The 24,131-nt window shown below is 39.6% G+C and carries 13 protein-coding genes, 8 tRNA genes and 1 rRNA gene; 17 read left to right on the top strand and 5 right to left on the bottom strand.

Going from position 1 to position 24,131, the window contains the following annotated elements:
* Window positions 1–185: 185 nt before the first annotated feature.
* The 4 genes from gltB to C7Y70_RS17080 all read left to right on the top strand — a co-directional run bounded on the left by gltB (window position 186) and on the right by C7Y70_RS17080 (window position 9,370).
* Window positions 186–4,643, top strand: a complete 4,458-nt coding sequence (gene gltB / locus C7Y70_RS17095; RefSeq protein WP_135476067.1) for a glutamate synthase large subunit — start codon at window positions 186–188, stop codon at window positions 4,641–4,643.
* A 9-nt stretch (window positions 4,644–4,652) separates the two neighbouring features.
* On the top strand, window positions 4,653–6,068 hold the full coding sequence (locus C7Y70_RS17090; protein ID WP_135476065.1) for an FAD-dependent oxidoreductase: 1,416 nt from the start codon (window positions 4,653–4,655) through the stop codon (window positions 6,066–6,068).
* 129 nt (window positions 6,069–6,197) lie between these two features.
* Complete coding sequence (locus C7Y70_RS17085) at window positions 6,198–8,366, top strand: ATP-binding protein (protein ID WP_135476063.1); 2,169 nt, start codon at window positions 6,198–6,200, stop codon at window positions 8,364–8,366.
* A gap of 323 nt (window positions 8,367–8,689) precedes the next feature.
* Window positions 8,690–9,370, top strand: a complete 681-nt coding sequence (locus C7Y70_RS17080) for a response regulator (RefSeq protein ID WP_135476061.1) — start codon at window positions 8,690–8,692, stop codon at window positions 9,368–9,370.
* A gap of 53 nt (window positions 9,371–9,423) precedes the next feature.
* On the opposite strand, the gene C7Y70_RS17075 is transcribed toward C7Y70_RS17080, so the two are convergent.
* The 4 genes from C7Y70_RS17075 to C7Y70_RS17060 all read right to left on the bottom strand — a co-directional run bounded on the left by C7Y70_RS17075 (window position 9,424) and on the right by C7Y70_RS17060 (window position 15,647).
* Entirely contained in the window at window positions 9,424–9,900 is a 477-nt protein-coding gene (locus C7Y70_RS17075) for a hypothetical protein (RefSeq protein ID WP_099297088.1), read from the bottom strand.
* An 83-nt stretch (window positions 9,901–9,983) separates the two neighbouring features.
* Window positions 9,984–11,963 carry a tetratricopeptide repeat-containing sensor histidine kinase gene (locus tag C7Y70_RS17070; protein ID WP_167850843.1) on the bottom strand — a complete coding sequence of 660 codons (1,980 nt, stop codon included), beginning with the start codon at window positions 11,961–11,963 and terminating at the stop codon, window positions 9,984–9,986.
* 174 nt (window positions 11,964–12,137) lie between these two features.
* Window positions 12,138–13,106, bottom strand: coding sequence for a cysteine synthase A (cysK, locus tag C7Y70_RS17065; RefSeq protein WP_099297092.1), 969 nt, complete (start codon window positions 13,104–13,106; stop codon window positions 12,138–12,140).
* 207 nt (window positions 13,107–13,313) lie between these two features.
* Window positions 13,314–15,647, bottom strand: a complete 2,334-nt coding sequence (locus tag C7Y70_RS17060; protein WP_135476057.1) for a carbohydrate binding family 9 domain-containing protein — start codon at window positions 15,645–15,647, stop codon at window positions 13,314–13,316.
* Window positions 15,648–15,860: 213 nt separating this feature from the next.
* Between C7Y70_RS17060 and C7Y70_RS17055 the strand changes: the two genes are divergently transcribed.
* The 12 genes from C7Y70_RS17055 to C7Y70_RS17000 all read left to right on the top strand — a co-directional run bounded on the left by C7Y70_RS17055 (window position 15,861) and on the right by C7Y70_RS17000 (window position 21,343).
* Window positions 15,861–17,012: a dicarboxylate/amino acid:cation symporter gene (locus C7Y70_RS17055; RefSeq protein WP_135476055.1), complete on the top strand. Its 1,152-nt coding sequence runs from the start codon at window positions 15,861–15,863 to the stop codon at window positions 17,010–17,012.
* A gap of 109 nt (window positions 17,013–17,121) precedes the next feature.
* On the top strand, window positions 17,122–17,772 hold the full coding sequence (uvrY, locus tag C7Y70_RS17050) for a UvrY/SirA/GacA family response regulator transcription factor (RefSeq protein ID WP_099297098.1): 651 nt from the start codon (window positions 17,122–17,124) through the stop codon (window positions 17,770–17,772).
* A gap of 8 nt (window positions 17,773–17,780) precedes the next feature.
* Entirely contained in the window at window positions 17,781–19,604 is a 1,824-nt protein-coding gene (gene uvrC / locus C7Y70_RS17045) for an excinuclease ABC subunit UvrC (protein WP_135476054.1), read from the top strand.
* A gap of 42 nt (window positions 19,605–19,646) precedes the next feature.
* Window positions 19,647–20,192, top strand: a complete 546-nt coding sequence (gene pgsA, locus C7Y70_RS17040; protein ID WP_099297102.1) for a CDP-diacylglycerol--glycerol-3-phosphate 3-phosphatidyltransferase — start codon at window positions 19,647–19,649, stop codon at window positions 20,190–20,192.
* Between the two features lie 139 nt (window positions 20,193–20,331).
* Window positions 20,332–20,407 (top strand) — tRNA-Gly (locus C7Y70_RS17035).
* Between the two features lie 30 nt (window positions 20,408–20,437).
* A tRNA-Cys gene (locus tag C7Y70_RS17030) sits at window positions 20,438–20,511 on the top strand.
* 35 nt (window positions 20,512–20,546) lie between these two features.
* Window positions 20,547–20,633 (top strand) — tRNA-Leu (locus C7Y70_RS17025).
* 87 nt (window positions 20,634–20,720) lie between these two features.
* Window positions 20,721–20,796 (top strand) — tRNA-Gly (locus tag C7Y70_RS17020).
* A gap of 39 nt (window positions 20,797–20,835) precedes the next feature.
* A tRNA-Leu gene (locus C7Y70_RS17015) sits at window positions 20,836–20,922 on the top strand.
* Between the two features lie 129 nt (window positions 20,923–21,051).
* A tRNA-Gly gene (locus C7Y70_RS17010) sits at window positions 21,052–21,127 on the top strand.
* A gap of 18 nt (window positions 21,128–21,145) precedes the next feature.
* A tRNA-Cys gene (locus C7Y70_RS17005) sits at window positions 21,146–21,219 on the top strand.
* A 37-nt stretch (window positions 21,220–21,256) separates the two neighbouring features.
* A tRNA-Leu gene (locus C7Y70_RS17000) sits at window positions 21,257–21,343 on the top strand.
* A 697-nt stretch (window positions 21,344–22,040) separates the two neighbouring features.
* Here C7Y70_RS17000 and C7Y70_RS16995 read toward each other — a convergent pair.
* Window positions 22,041–23,459, bottom strand: a complete 1,419-nt coding sequence (locus C7Y70_RS16995) for a sodium:alanine symporter family protein (RefSeq protein ID WP_099297104.1) — start codon at window positions 23,457–23,459, stop codon at window positions 22,041–22,043.
* Window positions 23,460–24,061: 602 nt separating this feature from the next.
* Between C7Y70_RS16995 and C7Y70_RS16990 the strand changes: the two genes are divergently transcribed.
* Window positions 24,062–24,131: ribosomal RNA gene (locus C7Y70_RS16990) — 16S ribosomal RNA — on the top strand; the annotation flags it as partial.

Raw genomic sequence — 24,131 nt, 5'->3', positions numbered from 1 at the left:
TGGCTAAATGTTAAAAATTGGCACGAAATAAAAAGATTGTACTTGCGTGAGAAATATTCAAGAATATGAATATGTATTCATAATGCTATTGACTCTATGTACAATTGGCGATAGTTTTGACCGTCTGCTAGCAAACCGTCGAGAAGATCTTTAATAGCTAGCTGTTGTAGCAAGGGGAGGGGTCTATGTTATACGACTCAAAATTAGAAAAAGATAATTGTGGCTTTGGCTTAATAGCCCAGGTTAATGGTCAGGCTAGTCATCGCTTAATAAGAACAGCGATCACAGGCCTTGACCGTATGGAACACCGTGGTGGTATTTCTGCCGATGGTAAAACAGGCGATGGTTGTGGTTTATTGTTACAAAAACCAGACAGCTTTTTTCGCGCAATCGCCAGTGAGCAAAATTGGCATTTAGGTAAAAATTATGCAGTTGGCATGATTTTCTTAAACGCAGATCCAGTACTTGCACAAACTGCCAAAGATGTATTGAGTGAAGAACTCGAAAAAGAAACGCTTAATATTCAGGGTTGGCGTGTTGTGCCGACAGATGCATCGTGCTTGGGCCCTATTGCCAAAAAACAACTACCAAATTTTGAACAAATTTTTGTAAGTGCGCCTGAGGGTTGGCGTCCGAAAGATTTAGAGCGCCGCTTATACGTAGCACGTCGTCGTGCCGAGAAACGTTTAAGCGACGATGAAGGTTTTTACATAGCGAGCTTGTCTGGGTTAGTGACCATCTACAAAGGCTTAATGATGCCGGTAGATTTACCTAACTTTTATTTAGATTTAGCTGATATTCGTATGACCAGTGCGATATGTGTTTTTCATCAACGCTTTTCAACAAACACACAGCCACGCTGGCCACTTGCTCAACCATTTCGTTATTTAGCGCACAATGGTGAGATCAATACGATTCAAGGTAACCGTCAGTGGGCGCGTGCGCGTTCGTACAAGTTCGCCTCGCCACTTATTCCTGACTTACAAACAGCAGCACCCTTTGTTAATGAAACAGGCTCAGATTCATCAAGTTTAGATAATATGCTTGAGCTATTTTTAGCGGGTGGCATGGATTTATTCCGTGCTATGCGTATGCTTGTGCCACCTGCATGGCAGAAAAACCGTGCAATGGATGATGACTTACGTGCGTTTTATGACTTTAACTCAATGCATATGGAACCGTGGGATGGCCCAGCGGGTATCGTTATGTCTGATGGTCGCTTTGCGGCCTGTAATCTAGACCGTAACGGCCTTCGTCCTGCGCGCTATGTGATCACACAAGATGGCTTTATTACCCTTGCCTCTGAAGTGGGTATTTGGGATTATACCGCTGATGAAGTCGTTGAAAAAGGCCGTGTTGGTCCGGGTGAACTGTTAGTTATTGACACACATTTAGGCAAAATTTGGCACTCTGATGAAATCGATCAAGATTTAAAAGCGCGCCACCCCTATAAAGCATGGCTGCAAGAGAATGTGAAACGATTAACACCGTTCGAGCAGTTATCAGAGCAAGATGCAGGTAATCGTTCATTTGACGATCACACCTTACTTAAATACCAAAAAATGTTTGGCTTTACTAACGAAGAGCTCGACAGTGTTATTCGTGTAATGGGTGAAATTGGCCAAGAAGCAACGGGCTCGATGGGCGATGATACGCCATTTGCCGTGCTATCTGAAGGTAACCGTTCGTTGTTTGATTACTTCCGCCAAAAGTTTGCGCAGGTAACTAATCCGCCGATCGACCCTCTCCGTGAAAATCACGTTATGTCACTGGCTACTTGTATTGGAAGTGAGCAAAACGTGTTTAACGAAACCACAGGCCACGCTAAACGCTTGCAGTTTGATACACCGATTTTGATGTACGCTGACATGCAGCAGTTACTAAGTGCCGACCAAGCGCATTACAGCTACTGTAAAATTGACATTACTTATAGTAAAGAAGAAGGCTTAGCTAATGCGGTCACCCGTATTTGCGATGAAGCGCAAGAAAAAGCGGCTTCAGGCTGTGTAATGTTATTTCTAAGCGACCGTAATTTTGATGAAAATCAATTACCAATCCCAGCAGCAATGGCTGTTGGCGCTGTACAAAAACGCCTTGTAGATAACAACTTACGCTGTGAATCAAATATCATCATTGAAACAGGTAGCGTTCGAGATGCGCACCAATTTGCCGTACTAATTGGTTTTGGTGCAACGGCAATCTACCCATATCTTGCGTATGAATCATTGGTTGCAATGAGCGACTCAAAAGTGATTAAGAAAAGCTACTGCGAAGTGACCCTTGCTTATCGTAATGCGATAAACAAAGGCTTATACAAGATTATGTCGAAAATGGGTATCAGTACCGTTGCGTCATATCGTTGTTCAATGTTATTCGAAGCCGTTGGTTTGTCAGATACCGTGGTTGATACGTGTTTTAATGGCGTAGCTAGTCGAATCAAGGGCGCATGTTTTAGCGACTTTGATGAAGACCAACGTAAACTTCATCAGTTAGCACACAGTAAACGCAAGCTATTAAGCCATGGTGGTTTATTAAAATATGTACATGGCGGTGAATACCACGCCTACAACCCAGACGTTATTCAAACATTGCAAAAAGCAGTGCGTTCAGGTGACTACACTGATTACAGCGTCTATGCTGATTTGGTTAATAAACGCCCAGTATCTACATTGCGTGACATGTTGGCGCTTAAATTGCCAGATAAAGGTATCAGCATTGATGATGTTGAGCCTGCTACTGAGCTATACAAACGTTTTGACTCTGCGGCAATGAGTATTGGTGCGTTGTCACCAGAAGCACATGAAGCACTGGCCATCGCAATGAACCGCTTAGGCGGTTGTTCGAACTCCGGTGAGGGTGGTGAAGACAAACTACGCTACGGTACAGAGAAAAACTCGCGTATTAAGCAAGTTGCCTCGGGCCGATTTGGTGTAACACCGCATTACTTACGCAGCGCTGATGTCATTCAAATTAAAGTAGCGCAGGGTGCAAAGCCAGGCGAGGGCGGCCAGTTACCGGGTGAAAAAGTAACCCCGTATATCGCTAAGCTACGCTATTCAGTACCCGGTGTAACGCTTATTTCGCCTCCACCACATCACGATATTTACTCAATTGAAGATTTAGCCCAGCTAATTTTTGATTTAAAACAAGTAAACCCTAAAGCGCTGATCTCGGTCAAACTAGTATCAGAGCCAGGTGTGGGGACGATTGCAACGGGTGTTGCAAAAGCCTATGCCGATTTAATTACAATATCGGGTTATGACGGTGGTACAGGTGCAAGTCCATTAACATCCGTGAAGTATGCAGGTAGCCCATGGGAACTTGGTCTTGCAGAGACCCAACAAGCATTGGTTGAAAATGGCTTACGTCACCGTATTCGTCTACAAACAGATGGCGGGTTAAAAACAGGTTTAGACATTATTAAAGCGGCTATTTTAGGGGCAGAAAGCTTCGGCTTTGGTACTGGCCCTATGGTGGCATTAGGGTGTAAATACTTACGTATCTGTCACTTAAACAATTGCGCGACTGGTGTTGCAACACAAGACGATACACTGCGTCAAAAGCATTATCATGGTCTGCCAGAAATGGCGATGAACTACTTTAAGTTTATTGCACAAGAAGCCCGTGAAATAATGGCAAGCCTTGGTGTAGCAAATTTAACCGACTTAATTGGTCGCTTAGATTTACTTGAAGCGATTGAAGGCAAAACCGCGAAGCAACAAAAGATTGATTTATCATCTGTGATTGCTCAGCCAAATAACCCAACGTGTGAAACGCTTTATTGCAGTGCGCCAAACTCGTCACATTACTTAGGTAAGTTAAACGAAACGCTGCTTGAAAAAGCACAACAAGCAATCGATGAAAGTACGGGGATTTCGCTGGTTAATCGTATTTGTAATACCGATCGCTCAGTGGGTGCCATGCTATCAGGTTATATTGCTGACAAACATGGCAACCAAGGTATGGCAGCTGATCCTGTATCAATTGAATTGCACGGTACTGCTGGTCAATCATTTGGTGTGTGGAATGCAGGCGGACTTGAAATGACGCTTGTAGGTGACGCTAACGATTATGTTGGTAAAGGTATGGCTGGCGGTAAGCTGGTTATTCGCCCGCCACTAGGTTCATCATTTCAAAGCCACAAAGCGACGATTGCTGGTAACACGTGTTTATACGGTGCAACAGGCGGCAAGTTATTTGCTGCAGGCTGTGCAGGTGAGCGTTTTGCTGTGCGTAACTCGGGTGTGCAAGCGGTGGTAGAAGGCCTAGGCGATAACGGCTGTGAATACATGACCGGTGGAGTTGTGTGCGTACTTGGTAACGTTGGGGTTAACTTCGGTGCGGGTATGACTGGTGGTTTTGCTTATATTTTAGATGAGCGTAACGACTTTGAAAAACGCATTAACCCAGAGTTGGTTGAAGTTGTGTTATTGGATGAACTCAGTTCTCACCAAGAACACTTACGCGGTCTAATTGCCGAGCACTTAGAGCTAACAGGCTCAAGTCGTGCAGAGAATATTTTAGCTAATTTTGAAACTTACTTACCTAAGTTTAAGTTGGTTAAACCAAAATCAAGTGATGTGAAAAGTTTACTCGGGCATCGCGCTCGCAGTAGTGCAGAACTTCGTGTTCAAGCACAGTAAGGGGGTAGTATGAGCGAGAATGTATATCAATTTATAGACGTGCAGCGGGTTGATCCGCGAAAGAAACCTATTTCGTCACGTAAGAAATCGTTTGTTGAAATTTACGAACCCTTTTCAGAGACTCAAGTAAACTCTCAAGCTGATCGTTGTTTAGATTGTGGTAACCCATATTGCGAGTGGAAATGCCCAGTACATAACTATATCCCACAGTGGCTCAAGTTAATTCGTACAGGCCGTATATTAGAGGCCGCAGAGCTGTCTCACCGTACCAATAGTTTGCCTGAAGTATGTGGACGTGTTTGTCCACAAGATAGATTATGCGAAGGCTCATGTACGTTGGATGAAGAGTTTGGCGCAGTAACTATCGGTAATATCGAAAAGTATATCACTGACACGGCATTTAAAATGGGCTGGAAGCCTGACATGTCCTATGTGACATGGACAGATAAAAAAGTAGCCATTATTGGTGCAGGCCCAGCAGGTCTTGGCTGTGCTGATATTCTAGTGCGCAATGGTGTAAAACCGGTCGTATTTGACCGTCACCCTGAAATTGGTGGGTTATTAACGTTTGGTATTCCTTCTTTCAAACTTGAAAAAGAAGTGATGCAAAAGCGCCGCGAAATATTCACTGAAATGGGCGTTGAGTTTAAACTTAACGTCGAAGTCGGTGTTGATATCACCATGGATGAGATTTTAGCTGATTACGATGCTGTGTTTTTAGGTGTGGGTACATATCAAAGTATGCGTGCAGGCCTTGAAAATGAAGATGCACCGGGCGTACATGATGCACTGCCGTTCTTAATCGGCAATACTAACCGTGTAATGGGCTATGACGAAACAAACCAAGCTTACATCGATATGGCTAAGCAAAAAGTTGTGGTACTTGGTGGTGGTGATACTGCGATGGACTGTGTACGTACATCGATTCGTCAAGGTGCTGACAAAGTAACTTGTGCTTATCGCCGTGACGAAGAAAATATGCCTGGTTCAAAGCGTGAAGTTAAAAACGCCAAGGAAGAAGGTGTGGAATTTACCTTTAACGTACAACCTACAGGTATCGAACTTGACGACAAAGGTCATGTTGCTGGCGTTAGAATGGTTAAAACTCAAATGGGTGAACCTGATGAGAATGGTCGTAGCCGCGCAGAAGTCGTACCTGGCTCAGAGCATGTAATCGAAGCCGACCAAGTACTTATGGCGTTTGGCTTTAAGCCACACAAAATGGATTGGTTAGAAAAATACGATGTTGAAATTAACCATTGGGGTGGCATTAATGCACCAGAGCAAGGTGATTTTACCCATCAAACCACAAATCCAAAAATCTTTGCTGGTGGCGATATCGTTCGCGGCTCAGATTTAGTAGTTACGGCAATCTTCGAAGGGCGTAATGCCGCTGAAGGGATCATGGACTACTTAGAAGTATAACGTTTTGAAAGTTTAAGAATATGAAAAGCAAGCCTACTGGCTTGCTTTTTTATTATGAACAGAATTTTATATCGCAAACTGTTATTATTAAATCAATAAAATATCTCACAGTATGGACTTGTAGAGTAAATGAAATTATTGATCAAACTCATTTTAGTTTTAAGTGTATTTACAGCACCGGTATTAATTGCAAATGAGGCAACACAATTTGATTCGTTTGTAGCCGCAATAAAAGAACAAAAAGATAAAGAAATGCTGGCTCAAGAAGGAGCAAGGTTGCTTGAAAGTGAGCTTGCTGATAGCCAACGTGCTTACGTTCTTCACAGAGTTGCACTACTGCACAATAAGCTGGGAGATTTTACTAAAGTAGAGAATTACTTGAATCAACTTGAGGAGTTGCTTACGAGGTTTAAAAGTTCTGAATATCAGGGAAAATTATTTATTACTCGTGGAGATTTGGCTATAAATCTCGGGCAATTTATAACAGCACAACGAAATTTTGAGCAAGCAATTAAATTCTTTGAGAAAACAAAAGACCATCGGATGCTAAGCCATAGTTTACGGTTTTACTCTTTTGCTCTTAAAGAGAGCGGTAAATTTAGTGAAGCGATGCGAGCTGTAGAAAGGGCCAAAATTGCGGCGACTATGGCAAATAACACACCTGTTACCATGGCTGCTTATAATGCTGAAGCAATGATTTATAGTGATCTAAAGTTGCCTGTTAAAGCGTTAGAAATTCAGTTAGATCTCTTAGATTATGTAACGAATCAGGCAGAGTCCCCCGAAAATTGGTATGGTCAACTATATTACAGTATTGGTAAAAGCTATGCAGATTTAAAAGACCATGAAAAAAGCCTCGATGCGTATTTAAATGCATATAAGTATGACAAAAAAACTCAGTTTTTTAATTATGCGGGGTCTGACCTAATTAAAATAAGTCAACAGTTGATGGCTCTTGAGCGATATGCTGAAGTACCCGTTTTTTTAGAAGAGGCGTTGACGCTTTTCACTGAGTTAAAAAGTGAAAGAAATATTGCATGGACTAAAGGTAATCAGGCTGAGTTACTTGCACATACACAGCAATACGCAGAGGCTATTCTTCTTTTTGAAGAAGCACTTGAAAGCTTAGATAAAATTGAAAGTAAGGTACTACATCAACAGCTTTCACTATCTTATGCTAAAGCGCTTGTGGGTAATAATGATCATATGAAGGCTCTGAAGGTTTTAAATAAGCTCAATACCAGCGGTGTTACACAGAGTTCTCAACATTCATTAACAAACTTATTAGCCACAGTTTATAGCCAACTAGGTCGTTTTGAAGAAGCCTTTGCTATGAAAAATATGGCATACAATAATCTAACAGACGAAATGAATAATGAGAGTAACTCACGCGCGCTAGGGTTAGCAGCACAAGCGCAATACCAAACGTCTCAGATCGAATTAGCCGAAATGAAAGCAGAGCAGGAAGTTAATGAAATTAAAAATCAGCAAAATATGTTTATTGCTGCTGGTGTGGCGCTGATACTTCTACTCAGTTTTATTGGCTTGTATTTACTCTATCGTCAAAAACGCAAGTTGGCTCAGCAAGAAGCGACAATATTAAATAAGTCGCTTATGATGAAGGACCAATTATTAGCGGATGTATCACACGAGCTTCGCACACCTTTAACGGTGTTAAAATTAAATATAGAGTCACTAGAGCATAACTTGATAGATGATCCAGACGCGACATATAAACTCTTACATGTCAGGTTGGACAGCCTAAATAAATTAATCTCTGATATATATGAACTTGCTCAGGCTGATAGTGGATATCTAGAGTTACAAAGGGTGCAGTGTGATGCGTATGAGCTCGTTTCAAATTTCTCAAATGACATTGAGCTTTTAGTGACTAAAGCGGGTTTATCATTTGAAAGTAAAGTTAATATACAATTAAACGTTTTAGTATCAATTGATGTTCATAAATTAAATCAGGTTATTTATAATCTCGCGCGCAACAGTATTAACTACACAGATTTACCAGGTAAAGTAGAGTTTAGTAGCGAGATCATTAATAACGATTTGATTCTATGCTTAAGTGATTCCAGTCCAAGTGTCAGTGTAAATGATTTAGATAAAATCTTTGACCGTTTATACCGTTGTGATAAATCAAGAAGCAGAGAATCCGGTGGTTCAGGCTTAGGACTGGCAATAAGTAAAAAAATAATATCTTTACATGGGGGGACTATCAACGCATCGCTAAGTGAATTAGGCGGCGTCAGCGTGCTCATTACTGTTCCTTTATACTTAAATAAATAACATCCTATGACATTATCCATATTCTCTCCATAATATTGAGTTGTAATAACCATATTAGAATTTAAAACCAAAATAGTATTTTTGGTGTAAACTTATATGGATAGCGCTTAGGTATGTCTGTTTCTTATACAAAACTATCGGCCCTTGGCTTTATCAAGTCAACAACACCCATTGAGCAGGATTTACTTTGTGAGTTGGAAAATAGTGATGATATATATGATGTATTATCAATGTTGTTATTTGACGAAACATTATCATTAACCTTTAGATGCTCGATAAAAAAGCATTTAAAAACAATTCAAATAAAATAAACAGGCTCATTTATGCATCATGTTTTAATTGTTGAAGATGATATTGATATTGCTCAACAAGTAATGCTTTTTTTTAAAGCGGCAGGTTTTAAATCAACACATATTGATGATGGTGCAAAAGTTGTCTCTTGGGTTAAAGAAAATAAACCCGATACAATAATAATGGATGTAATGCTACCTAATCAGTGTGGGGTCGAGTGTTTAAAGCAGATTAGGCTTTTTTCGTTAGTACCTGTAATTATGGTTACAGCCAAAGTTGCTGAGTCAGACCGATTAAAAGGGCTTGAACTGGGGGCTGATGATTATGTTTGTAAACCCTTCAGTGCGGCTGAGTTAGTAATGCGTGTGAAAGCTATATTACGCCGGTGCTCACAAAATCAACATACAGAGGCTGAGCAGGCCATCGAAATAAACACTGAAAACCTAACTGTAAAATTAAAAGGCAACTTGCTTGCTCTTACTAAAGTAGAATTTGACATTTTTTCACTCCTGTATAAATCACCAAGCCGTGTGTTCTCTAGACAATATATTCTTGAATATGTGCAACCGAGCAACTTGGATATCACCGACCGAGTGATTGATAGCCATATTAAAAACATCCGCAAAAAACTTAAACACTTAAATTTCTCTCCTAAAATAGTTGGCTCTGTATATGGAGCCGGCTATTGCTTCAATAAAGATGAAATAGCTTAACCAGTCAATAAAAAAGCCAGTATTCTATTAATACTGGCTTTTTGCAGTTCAAATTACACCTTACACCTTGTGCTTTGCATACTGGTTGCTTTTGGCCCAGTGAACAAATTTATCAATAAGTTGTAATTTTCTATGAGCTTTGATTCATGCTCTTTACGCGATGGACACAAAGTATTTTGAATATAGTTGCTCAGATAGGGCTCTTCTATAGGAAGCAGCTCCGGTAAGTTGATATAAATACTTATGTTATTACCATTGAAGTCTGAATGACTTAAATACCATCTTCCTGCTTTCAATTTTTTACTAAAATACTGCTGAATAATTTGCTTTTCTTGAGCAGAGAGTTCTTCTTGCTTGTTTGATTTTATGAAGCTGGATAATATTAAAAATGCAGAGCCAATCGCTACCGAACAAATTAAATAGCAAGGCAGTAAGTCAGCTATTGTTTTCTTTTTTTTAAGTGAGAGCTCTCTATGGCGTTTATCAATTATCTTTACCCAATCTCGGTGTTTTAATGTTTGCTGTGTCATGTTTTCTCTCCATCACTGTATTGTTAAATTTAAACAATTAAATATGGATAGAAAATGGATAAGATATTAATTTCTATAGTTTTTTAATATTTAAGTGGGAGTAACACCCTCACACATAGCCCCCCGTATTTACCTTTTTTTATTTTAATTGAACCTTGCATAAGCTTTAGCAAGCTAGCACATATTGAGAGCCCTAAGCCTGAACCATCAACAGATTTAGAGCGTGTATCCTCGACTCTGTAAAGGCGTTCAAATAAATGTTCAATATGTGATTCTGAGACGCCAGGAGCACTATCATCCACTTGAATAAAAAGTTGTGTTGGATTTAGGCGAACTTTAAATCTAATTAATCCAGGGTTATTTGTGTACAAACAAGCATTATTGAATATGTTATAAATTATCTGATCGAGTTTGTGTTTATCAATAAAAATACTTTGTTTTTGTGAAACCGCATTGTCTATGATAAATGTCAGCCCTTTATGTTCTGCCATTGATTTAAGGTCTTCAGAATAGGTTTTAAATAAATTGACAATAGAGTAGGTTTGATTGTTTAAACTCATAGATGCATTATCTACTTGCGATAATTGATAGACATTACTTATCAAGTTATTTAGTTGACTAATTTTGTCATTAATTTTTTGGTATGCAAGTGATTTATCTTCCTGTAAATCATGCTCTAAGCTTTCGATATTGAGTTTGAGGACACTCAAAGGCGTTCTTAATTCATGTGAGATGTCGGCTAACATTTTGTCTTTCAAATTCAAGCTGGATTGATAAAGCTTAGCTTTGTACTTAGCTTTTCTGTGTTTTATATAGTAAAGGCTGATTATCAAAATACACAGTAGAAATACTACTGAGTATGCAAGTAACCATATTTTTTTCTCAAGCCTTTGTGTTTTCAGTTTAGCCTGGCTGACAATATTATTTTGTTCAGAGGTAATAAGCTTTTGTCTTTGGACAAGTGAATCCACTTGATGCATATAATTCGTAGTAGCCTCATTTAAATAGTTTACTTGAATGATGTTGTGATATGAGTCAACTATATTCCAATGCAGAATTGCTTTTTCAAGATCGCCGGTTAATTCAAGAAGTAAAGCACTGTATCTGTGGTACTTTAAAAGCAGTACTTCGTTATCAATATGTTCAAGTTGCTGCTGAATCTTGTGCAAAGTTTGTGTACTTAAAAGTATGTTTTTTTTCGCTAACGACACTTCTAACAATTGCATTAATGAATAAGCTTTATAAATCGGCGAGTCTGTATCTAGTGCAAACGATACACTTTTATTTGCGTGCTTGAATGCTTTATTTAATCGGTTTGTTTTCATGTAACTCAAGGATAATAGTCTATGCGTAACAGAGAGCTGCTGCGGAGCTTTCAAACTAGATAGATACTCGAGAGTGCTAATGAGCTGTGTTATTGCAAGATGATAATTAGTCTGCTTAATTGTTATTTTAGCTAAACTTAAATTAGTGGAAGCAATATTAAATTTGTCCTGTGATTTTTTATCGTTCTCAAGTGCTTTTGAATAAAGGTAGGCTGCCTCCTCTAACTTATTTAACCTACTAGATATTTCAGCTAGATTGTAATACACACTCGCTATTAGCCCCCAGTTTGAACTTTTATCAAGAAGTGCTAACGCTTTAGTTTGCTCTTGCATAGCCAGAGATAAGTTGCTCTGTGTTTCATATAAAACACCTAGGTTACTGTGGGCTTTGGAAAGTAATTCATTTTCGCCAATTTCTTTCGCTATTTTTTTGGCTAAGAGATAATGTGTTGTGGCATTTTTTAATAATAAAGAGCGTCGATGATTGATCCCCAGCTCAGTGTGCAGTTTGAATAGCTCTGTGTTAGACAGGTGTGTATAGTTTAATAGAGGCTTTAAAACTTCAATGGCCTTTTTATGGTTACTCGCTTTTCTTAGTGACTTAGCAAACTCCATCTGTTCAAAAAATGAATCTAAGCTTTTTCTTGATATGTCTAAATTTTCATTTGCTACAGATGTTTCGATTTTTTTTATTTTGGCATCAGCAACAGCTAAAGTTGAAAAAGATAATATTAACACTAAGGGGTATATAAAGTTGTACATAAGAAGGCAAAATGGAAATGAGTTATATAACACTAGCCGTCAAATGTGTCTTAATTATGGAGGGGAGGGTTGTGTTTTAATTTTATTGAGTTACAAATAAAAGCCCCGCATAGATACGGGGCCTGAGGTATTTAGTATATCGAGAATATATTACTGTACGAGTTCTTGATCAGAAAATTCATCAGCGAATAACGGGCTAGAAAGGTAACGCTCGGTCGCACTTGGTAAGATAACAACAATGTTTTTATCTGCGTTTTCAGGCTTTTCAGCAAGACGTTTAGCAGCTACAACAGCGGCACCTGATGAAATACCCACTAAAATACCTTCGTTTTTCATAAGTTCATGAGCCATTGAAATTGCATCTTCATTAGATACTTGCTCAGCAGCGTCTACAACTTCTAAGTCTAGGTTGCCCGGGATAAAGCCTGCGCCAATACCTTGAATTTTATGAGGACCAGGTTTAACTTCTTCACCAGCGAGTGTTTGGCTGATAACGGGTGAGTTTGTTGGCTCAACAGCAACTGATAGCACATCTAGCCCTTTTTCTAGTTTTAGATAACGGCTAACACCTGTGATTGTACCGCCTGTACCAACACCTGCAACGAAGATATCAATCTTTCCGTCCATTGCTTCGAAGATTTCTGGGCCCGTTGTTTCAAAGTGAATTTTAGGGTTTGCAGGGTTTTCGAATTGTTGTAAAAGAATGTACTTTTGAGGATCACTTGCTTGAATTTCTTTCGCTTTTTCAATAGCGCCATTCATACCTTTAGCACCATCTGTCAACACTAGATTTGCACCTAATGCTTTAAGTAGCTTACGACGCTCTAAGCTCATTGTGTTTGGCATAGTTAGCGTTAACTTGTAGCCGCGTGAAGCTGCAACAAAAGCAAGCGCGATACCTGTATTACCAGATGTTGGTTCGATTAATTCTTTATCTTTAGTTAGAACGCCCGATTTTTCTGCTTCCCAAATCATTGAAGCGCCTATACGACATTTTACACTAAAGCTTGGGTTACGAGATTCTATCTTGGCAAATACATTCCCAGACGTTACGCGGTTAAGCTTGACGATTGGTGTGTTACCAATCGCTAATGAGTTATCTTCAAAAATGTTAGACATAATGTTCCCTTGGAAGCAATTAATTCAATGGGGATCAAATCACGTATGTGTTCGATCTATAATAACCACACTTTACTTTGCCCCATAAAAAACGAAAGTAAAGTTTGGCTATAACATATAGCGAATAGGCTTATAGCATTTAGTCATAAGCCTTATAATCAGCGGCTAACAGCTAAAATGAGCTCTCTATTGAGGCTCATTAGTTAATTATAAAAGCCAAGCATAGCTGAATTTAGCAAATAAAGTGCGCTGTTCTTTTGTGATGGATGAAAGCTCATCATCTTGATAGCCTGTATCGGAGTAGCCTGCAAAGAAAACTGTTTGTGGGTTTAGTTTGTAAGAATACAACAGTTGTGTAGCTAATTTTTTATATTGGCTGTCGACATCTTCAATATAGTTGCTTTTATTCCTTTCGAGATCTGTGTAGATAACGGCAAGCCTTAAGAAGCTATTTACATTGAATTGATAGGTCAACCTGACGTCACTTAAATTAGCGGTAAATACGTCACGGCCGTTTGCGTCTAACTTCTCATAGGTATGACGAAGGCGTATTTCAAAGTGCTTACCCAAATTCATATTTAAAATCGGGCGGATCCGAAGCTTGTTGCCAACACGATTATTGGCCAGATCTACTGCATTACCCGTGTACATGTATAAAGAAGCAAATAATCCAGCTTTGGGCTTAAAGTTACTGTATAAACCAATACCATTTTCGCTGAAAAGATCAGTATTATTGTCGATGTCTAGCCGTGATTTATCATGACGAAGGCCAGTTCGGTTTCGGTGTTCCATAGATAGTTCAAAATAACTTTGCAGAGGGCCATTGACTGAAAAGCTAGTTTGGGCTTCTTTTTCTAGTAATTCGTTATTTTCGTTGTGTGTAATATCCCAATCCGCATACCAATTAGCACGATTCCACCAGTTGTGCTTTTCACCATACCAGCGATACTCCCCACCAGTGGTAAACTTTTGAAAATCAACTTGTGAAATAAACCCTAAATCAGCACGTAAATCGGCATCGCGGTATTGGTAATCGGCAAAAGCTCGCCAATATTTTTCATCGTGTTCATATTTTACAAAGTAGCCAGTCCCTGATTGTTTATGTTGATTAAGAACTCGTAAAACACCTTCATTAAAATCACAATCCTGATTTATTTCACAAGGCTCAGGATCAGCGTCTAAACAACTCTCACCATCACACAACTCATTTATAAATTCATCGCTGTATTGTGTGTCAGACTTTAAGACTTGAAGTAAAAATGTATCATTCACTGTCGGTTTAAACTTGCCATCAATACTCAATACACTGTTTTGGTAATCATCACTTTGACGGTGTGTTATTGTTGAACCCAATGACAAAGCTGACGCAAAATCATATCGATAACGCAGCGCAGCGTTTTCACTTTTACTGTCAAAAGAAACAAGTGAAGAACCTAGATTCCCGGGGATTAAAACGTTTGTTTGACTGTCGTTGGCAACAAAGCCTGCAAAAGTATGACCGTTCTTGCTGCCTGTAATTTTAGTTCCGTAGTCTGGCTCTGCAATATTTCGGGTATGTATTAAGTTTAGTGTAGAGGCAAAATAGTCTGCATTATCTAAAAAGAATGCCCTTTTTTCTGGAAAAAACAAGCTAAAGTTATTATTAACACTCAGCTGTGCAACGTCAGCCTCTACCTGAGAAAAATCAGGGTTAATGGTAGCATTAAGCGTAATATCGGGAGTGATACCCCACTTTACATCAAGGCTTACTTCAGTATTTTGATCGGCTTGCCATTCACCTACCTCAGTTGCATCTATGTCGCGGTTTTCACTTTTTCCAGTTACCACAGAAGGAATAACAGCTACATTGTTACCTTGTTTTGCTTGTTCAAATCCTATGTAACTGGGCATCTGACAAATCCAACAATTGTTACCATGATCTATTTGCATGCTCGAAATACGCAAACGTTCACTTCTGGGTAAAAACCGTAAAAATTCCATAGCCATGGTTTTATTAGCGATACTGTCATCAAAGTTAAGTACACGCAGAGGTATGGCTACTTCAACCGTATAACCATTTTCATGAATAATGCCCACACTATCCCAAATACCGTCCCATGATGAACTTTCGCTTTTAGTAAGTTCATTTTCAATTGAATCTTGTTGGACACCAAGAGGGTTTATAAAAAATTGATATGCAAGTTGAGAGTTGTTGTAAGAGTCTATTTTTAAACCGACTAAGTCATCGTCCCAAGCAGCATCACGATCACGATAAAATGCGCGAATATCTTCAGGGTTTGAATCTTGTGCATCAAATCCGATAAAAAGAGTTTCACCATTTTCGTAAACGTATACGTTGGTGTTCACCGGGCTTTTAGTATTTTCGTAAGGCCAAGTTACATTATCTATGACTATTTTTCTGGCTTGTTTCCAGCTTGGTTCATCTAATTTTCCATCTACAGTAGCTGATTGAGGGATGTAAGGTAGTTTAATAGGTTGAGTGGCCGAAATAGCGTTAAAGGAAGCGCTGATAAAGGCTGCACAGATAATTGATTTGTACATAAATGCTTATAAAAGTTCAAACTAGGGGTATGTTATAAATTTGCATGTTTGTTAACAAATGCAACGCGATAGGGCGCATATATTTACGTTTAAATCAGTTTGAGCCCTGTTGTGGTGGTAATTTATACGATTAAACATAAATCTGCCTAATTTATAACAAAAATAAATTAAAACGTGGTAAAAGGTTAATATCTATATCTTAAAGTGAACGTTATGAATTTAATACTCAAATTAATAGCCGGTATTGTCGGTGGTATTTTAGTGGGCTTGTATGCGCCACTGATAGGTGTTGAGCTTCTTTACACCGCAAAAGAAATTATCGGACAAATAATTTCTTTTACTATCCCTTTAATCATTTTATTTTTTATTGCCTCGGGAATTGCGGGTTTACCTAAAGGCTCAGGTCACCTTCTGGGAAAAACAGTTGGCTTTGCGTATGGTTCAACAGTCATTGCAGGTACATTGGCTTTTTTAGTTATCAGTGCAGTGATCCCGCTTTTTGATGGTGGCCTAACATTTGAAGCTGAAGTTGTTACTGAAGTTACAAGCTTTATTGATATAGAAATTCCACCATTGATGGGTGTAATGACTGCTCTTGCTACTGCATTTGTTTTTGGTATTGGCATGAGTCAATTACAATTAGAAACGCTTAAGAAAGTGTCTGATCAGGGGCGAGATGTGATTGATGCGTTACTCGCTAAGGTCATTATTCCTGCTTTACCTTTTTACATTGCGGGTGTATTTGCTGAAATGACTGTGGCTGGCACCGTCGTTGATACCTTACAAACGTTTGGCGTTGTACTTATCGCTGCGCTTGTTATGCATTGGGTGTGGTTAAGTATCCTTTATGTAGGCAGTGGTATCTTACTCAAACGTAATCCACTTGAGTTGTTGAAGAACATGCTCCCAGCGTATTTTACAGCATTAGGCACTATGTCAAGTGCTGCAACAATTCCTGTTTCATTACGAGCGAGTAAAGCAAATAACGTAAAAGAAGATGTTGCTAACTTTAGTGTGCCTTTATGCGCGACTATCCACCTCTCAGGTTCGACCATTACTATTGTAACATGTGCGATGGCCGTCATGTTCTTATCACCCAATATGGGCGTACCTTCACTTGTTGGTATGTTGCCATTTATTATGATGCTTGGGGTCGTTATGATTGCTGCACCAGGAGCGCCAGGTGGTGCCGTAATGTCTGCATTAGGCTTGTTAACCAGTATGTTAGGATTTAACGAAGGGGCTGTAGCGTTAATGATTGCACTTTATTTAGCCCAAGATAGCTTCGGTACGGCATGTAATGTAACGGGAGACGGTGTCATTGCTTTGTGGGTTGATCGTTTTAGTGAAAAACAATCAGCCTAATTTGAAGTTTGTGAAACGATAATACTGTTATCGTTTCAGCTTTATGTGTTAATGTGACGCATTAATTTTGCCATTAGGGCATGTTTTTAGGTTATATGAGGGTGTTCCATTGATTAATGTACTTCTAGTTGATGATCATGAACTTGTGCGTACAGGGATCAGACGTATTCTAGATGATATTCGGGGTTTTAAGGTAGTTGGCGAGGCAAAAACAGGTGAAGAAGCTGTTCAGTTTTGTCGGCAAAATTCGCCAGATATTGTATTAATGGATATGAACATGCCTGGGATCGGTGGATTAGAGGCGACAAAAAAGATTTGCCGTTACTGTCCTGATGTGAAAATTATCGTACTAACAGTGCAATGCGAAGACCCATTTCCTAGTAAAGTTATGCAAATTGGTGCGCACGGGTTTCTGACCAAAGATGCGGGATCAGATGAAATGGTTAATGCTATTAGGGCTGTGAATGCAGGTCAACGCTATATAGCGCCTAACATAGCCCAACAAATAGCTTTGGCGCAGGTAACAGGCCGAACAGATGAAAACCCATTTCACTGTTTATCTGAGCGTGAGCTACAGATAATGCTCATGATTACAAAAGGGCAAAAAGTTCAAGACATTGCCGAGCGATTAAATTTAAGTGCTAAAACAGTGAATAGCTACCGTTATCGCATGTTTGAAAAACTTAATGTGAGTGGGGATGTAGAGCTAACCCACTTAGCAATTCGGTACAAAATGATTGATATTGATAGCGCAAATTAATCTGTTTTATGACTCAATTTGATCACGCGCATTTTTTAAAAACACTATCAAGTGAACCTGGTGTATACAGGATGCTTGATAGTGAACAAAAAGTCATTTATGTCGGCAAAGCTAAAAATTTAAAAAAGCGGGTAACTAGTTACTTTAGAAGTAACGTAACAGACAGCAAAACGCGTGTTTTAGTCAGCAATATTAATGGTATTGAAGTTACGCTTACTAATACCGAAACCGAAGCGCTTCTGCTTGAAAACAACCTAATAAAAAAATATCAGCCGCGTTACAACATTTTGTTACGTGATGATAAGTCGTACCCTTACATCTTACTTACTGCTCATAAACACCCTCGTTTGGCGTTTCACCGTGGTAGCCGAAAAGTCAAAGGCGAATACTTTGGTCCTTTCCCAAGTGCTGGGGCTGTGTCTGAAAGCTTAAGGCTAATGCAGAAAATATTTCCAGTTCGCCAGTGTGAAGATGCATATTACAGAGCTCGCAGTCGCCCCTGTTTGCAATATCAACTTAAACGTTGTTCAGCACCGTGTGTTAATAAAGTAACTGATGAAGAATATGCTCAACAAGTCGATTATGTTAGAAAATTTTTGACGGGTAAGTCACATGAGGTTATTGCTGAGCTGGTAAATAAAATGGAAGTTGCCAGTAAGGCGTTGCAATTTGAACTTGCTGCCAAAGTTCGTGACCAAATAATGTTACTACGTAAGATGCAAGAGCAGCAGTCTATTTCTGGAAATCATGCTGAAATGGATGTTGTAGGCTTTGCTCACTTAAATGGCTTAAATGGTATACATTTATTGATGATTCGCGACCATAAAGTGCTCGGCAGTAAAACATATTTCCCAAAAGTACCAAAAGATTCATCGCATGAAGAAATCCTTACATCTTTTTTGGGTCAATATTACCTGGCGCCAGGGGCTACTGGCAGAATTGCAAAAGAAGTCATTTTACCTTTTACACTTAATGAGTCTGATGTACTCAGTGATGCTATGAGTCAAATAAGTGAGCGCAAAGTAACTTTAAAAACAGTAACTCGGGGCGAGCGCTTTCAATATTTACAATTAGCCAATAAAAATGCATTAAATAGTATCACTGTAAAACAAAGTACCATCGACTCAATAAACAAACGCTACGCTCAGCTCAAGGCAACTCTGGGGCTTGATGATATTAATAGAATGGAATGTTTTGATATCAGCCATACAATGGGCGAAAATACGGTGGCAAGTTGCGTTGTTTTTGATTCTCAAGGACCTAATAATAAAGAGTATCGTCGCTTTAATGTGACTGGTATAACAGGGGGCGATGATTATGCCGCAATGGAATTTGCGTTAAATAAGCGTTACAACAAGCTTGTTGCGGAAGATAAAATTCCTGATGTTATATTCATTGATGGCGGAAAAGGGCAACTTTCTCGTGCTGAGCAATATTTTGAAACTTGGCCACATTCAAAAATGCCGTTATTGGTTGGTGTTGCAAAGGGGACCAGCCGTAAGCCTGGTTTGGAAACACTTTTAATTGATGGTGGTAGAAAAACCATTCCAATGGACTCTGATGCACCAGCGCTTCACTTAATTCAGCATATTCGTGATGAATCGCACCGCTTTGCAATTGCAGGGCACCGAAATAAGCGTCAAAAACAACGTACCCAGTCGTTGCTAGAAGAGATTAGCGGTGTCGGCTCTGTTCGACGTCAAACATTATTAAAATATTTAGGGGGCATGCAGGGTGTAAAAGCTGCTAATATAGATCAATTAAAGCAAGTTCCTGGGATCAGCCCTGACATGGCTGAGAAGATATTTAATCATTTGCATGACAAGGGCTAGCCCTTCGTGCGAATATAGAAAAAAAGACATCTCCAAGTAGTTATGTGGAATATTCCAAACACACTCACAACCTTTAGACTTTTTCTTATCCCCATTTTTTTGGTGATATTTTATTTACCTTATTCATGGGCATTTTTTGCTGCCGCATTTATTTTTTGGCTAGCATCAATAACCGACATCCTTGATGGTTACTTAGCGCGTAAGCTTGAGCAATCAACGCCCTTTGGCGCATTTTTAGATCCAGTAGCAGATAAAGTAATGGTGTGCGCTGCACTGGTTGCACTATCTAGTTATTATCAATCTATGTATATGACCATTCCTGCATTAATCATCATTAGCCGAGAGATAGTTATATCAGCTTTACGCGAATGGATGGCTGAGCAGGGCAAAAGAGGTAATGTTGCTGTGTCTAATATGGGCAAGATCAAAACAGCAGCACAAATGTTAGCCATTATAGGCCTGATTTGGCAGTACGATACATGGATGATGTATTTAAGCTATGGCTTATTATATATTGCAACCTTCTTAACATTGAGTTCAATGCTGCAATATTTAGTAGCTGCATGGGGTGAATTGACTAAAAATTGATTGTAAACGTCTAATAACGCACCGTTTTAGATAAAAAATAATCAAACAGTTCAAAACTAGCATTTTTTGTATTGACGCGTTTAATAATCTCTGTAGAATGCGTCCGTGTTGAGAGGGCATAGCCCCCTAGATAAACAAAGCGGCACTAGCTCAGTTGGTAGAGCGCGACCTTGCCAAGGTCGAGGTCACGAGTTCGAGCCTCGTGTGCCGCTCCAGTTTATCTTAAAGGCTAACCCCGATATTGGGGCGGAATGGCAGAGTGGCCATGCACCGGATTGCAAATCCGTTTACCCCGGTTCGACTCCGGGTTCCGCCTCCAACAACACTCCACATGCTTTAAATAGCAAACTCGATGCCCGAGTGGTGGAATTGGTAGACACAAGGGATTTAAAATCCCTCGACTAACAAGTCGTGCCGGTTCAAGTCCGGCCTCGGGCACCACTTTGTGGTTTAATTACATCGCCAAGTGTAATTTATAAAAATAATGTTACATAAATTAGTTTATGTGAAAAATAGAATTAATATGATGCGGCACTAGCTCAGTTGGTAGAGCGCGACCTTGCCAAGGTCGAGGTCACGAGTTCGAGCCTCGTGTGCCGCTCCATATTAGTTTTATCCACTTGCTTTAAATAGCAAACTCGATGCCCGAGTGGTGGAATTGGTAGACACAAGGGATTTAAAATCCCTCGACTAACAAGTCGTGCCGGTTCAAGTCCGGCCTCGGGCACCACTTTTAATTATTTTACCAAGGTAATTAAAAGTTAGATAAATACTCAATAATGGGCACTAACTCAGTTGCCAGAACGTTTTACCGCGACATAATCGCGCAACAACGTACGAATTACTGATAATGTTTTATGCGGCACTAGCTCAGTTGGTAGAGCGCGACCTTGCCAAGGTCGAGGTCACGAGTTCGAGCCTCGTGTGCCGCTCCAAATTATTTGATATGTTTAGGCGGAATGGCAGAGTGGCCATGCACCGGATTGCAAATCCGTTTACCCCGGTTCGACTCCGGGTTCCGCCTCCAAATAATTAGTCCACACGCTTTAAATAGCAAACTCGATGCCCGAGTGGTGGAATTGGTAGACACAAGGGATTTAAAATCCCTCGACTAACAAGTCGTGCCGGTTCAAGTCCGGCCTCGGGCACCACTTTATGCTCTCCCCTTATAGTTTTAATTAAACTATTCTCGATTAACCGAACTAATCGTAAAAGATCACACTAAAATACTTCATTAGTCTAAAACGTTAAATTCTCACGCTTTGTTGCAAAAATTTGCTCTATTAACGGGTTGCAGTTGATCATTTTTATAATCCAAACCTGACTCTAGCCACGAAAAAACCTCTCATTTAGAACAAAACACTAAATTTACGCCTTGCTATCGATGGGAACTATCCACCCCAAAACAGGCTGGCCAATTTAAGAGGTTTATATAAAAGCAGTAATATAAGGCTTTTAATGGCGTTGATGGTTTTGTTTCGTAATATGCATCAACCAAAGTCACATACTGTTATTTGTATTAACACCATTACAAAGCCATAACCAGCATTAATAGCGTTAATGTAAATTGCTTCACTAATTATTTATAAAGAGAGGGGACGAGGCGCTTGATAATACTAATGCGTTTGTTAAGAGTCTTACTAGGTAAATACTGTTATTAGGAATATACCGACGAGGCTTATACCAATCCGCAATAACACTTAATCATTTTGAGAGTCTAAACCTCAAGTGAGCGACAAAGAGTGTCTACATTAAAATAGAGCTCTTAATTAAGCGAACTAATATAAAACAATAAAAAACCCGAAATGACCACGGCCGTTTCGGGTTTTTATCGAAACCATTTTAAAGTTACTTGTGCCAAATGCCTTTTGGAATCGTTTTATTGAGCTTATCGTTTTTACTTGGGTCGAACGTCGGTAGTTTTCCAGCGCGTCGTTGAGCGTTATAATCTTTAGCTAGCCATACTACAACACCAGATAGCATAAATAACGCGATTACGTTCACTATTGCCATTAAGCCCATAGATACATCCGCTAAAGTCCACACAAGTGGCAATTCGCCAAGCGCACCAAACATTACCATACCTAAAACTAGTAACCTAAATATCAACATGCCTGATGCATGGTTGTGCTCTAAAAACATTAAGTTTGTTTCAGCATAAGAATAGTTAGCTACAATTGATGTAAAAGCAAAAAACAAAATGGCGACTGCAACAAATATTGCGCCCCAGCTACCAACATGCTCTTCAAGGGCTGCTTGTGTTAAAGCTATACCCGTTACATTTGAGCCTGGTGCTAATTGTTCAGACAATAAAATAAGTGCGGCTGTCGCAGTACAAATAATAATAGTATCAACAAATACACCTAGCATTTGTACATAACCTTGTGAAGCAGGGTGAGGTGGATTGGGTGTTGCGGTTGCCGCAGCATTAGCTGCGCTACCCATACCCGCTTCGTTTGAGAATAATCCGCGCTTGATCCCCTGGATCATCGCTTGCATAACACCATAACCAATTGCCCCGGCGCCAGCTTGCTCAAGGCCAAAGGCACTTCTAATTACATGCATAAATACATCTGGTAATTCAGTGTAATTTATAGCGCATATATACAATGCAACAATTAGATAGGCGGCGGCCATGAAAGGGACTGCTAACTCAGCAAACCGTGAAATCGTTTTTAGACCCCCAAATATGATAATACCAGAGCCTATAACAAGTGCTATACCTACTATATAGTTGGGAATACCGAAGGCAACTTCAAATGCTGCTGCAATTGAGTTTGACTGTACAGCATTAAAAACTAAACCAAATGCTAGAATCAAGCACAGCGAAAACACGATGCCCATCCAACGTTTGCCAAGACCGTATTCCATGTAGTAAGCAGGGCCACCGCGAAAATTACCTTCCTCATCGCGAGTTTTGTAAGCCTGAGCCAACGTACTTTCTGCAAAACTCGTTGCCATACCTATTAAAGCTATCAGCCACATCCAAAAAATAGCACCAGCACCACCTAAATAAAGCGCGACTGCAACACCTGCCATATTACCTGTACCAACACGGGCAGCTAAGGACGTACAAAATGCTTGGAAAGAGGAGATACCGCCATCTGAACCTTGACGGCTTTGGAACATTACTTTGACCATATGCGGGAATTGTAAGAATTGAATAAAGCCAAGGCGTATTGTAAAAAATAGTCCCGCGGCTATTAATAAGTACACCAAAATATGACCCCATAAGAGACCACTTATACTATTTATTATATCTGTCATGTGTGCTGCCTAATAAACGAGTTGTAAATATGCGGCGCAACTTACCACAAGCGTGATAAATAGTTTAGTAAAGAGCGCAAATTAATCACTTATCCACAGGTTTTTGTGTGTAACTTGTGTGTTTTGCTTGAGTATCGTTGGGGTAAAAATTAAATGCAAAAAAACGATTAAAAACGCTTGCGTAAAAATTGGTTCTCCCTATAATGCGACCCCACTGAGACGGCAGAGCAGGCAACGCTTAGCGAGGCAAGCAGCTAATCAGGTAGTCGAGTAAAACTTGAGTTTAGATTTTTAAAAAAGTTTAAAATTAAGTGTTGACAAAAAAACAGGAAGGCGTAACATGCGCAGCCCTAGCGAGATAAAGTAAAGCACTTTAATCGCAACGTTCTTTAACAATATAAAGCAATCATCTGTGTGGGCACTCGTACAGATTGAGTTCTAACAGCCAAGCTACTTAGGTAGTGAGGCAAAAAAATTTAGAGTCTCAATTGAAACTGAGTGACCAACAGCAATAAATTTATTTATTGCAGCACAGTCAATTCAATATCGAAAGATATTAAATAAATTCAGAATTCATTGAGCTGTCGAAAGACAAAAAACTTTAATTGAAGAGTTTGATCATGGCTCAGATTGAACGCTGGCGGCAGGCCTAACACATGCAAGTCGAGCGGT

The sequence above is a fragment of the Pseudoalteromonas sp. KS88 genome, assembly GCF_004766475.1.
Classification (GTDB): Bacteria; Pseudomonadota; Gammaproteobacteria; order Enterobacterales; family Alteromonadaceae; genus Pseudoalteromonas.
The sequence above is the reverse complement of the archived record's forward strand: the minus strand, read 5'-3'. Positions and strand labels throughout refer to the sequence as shown.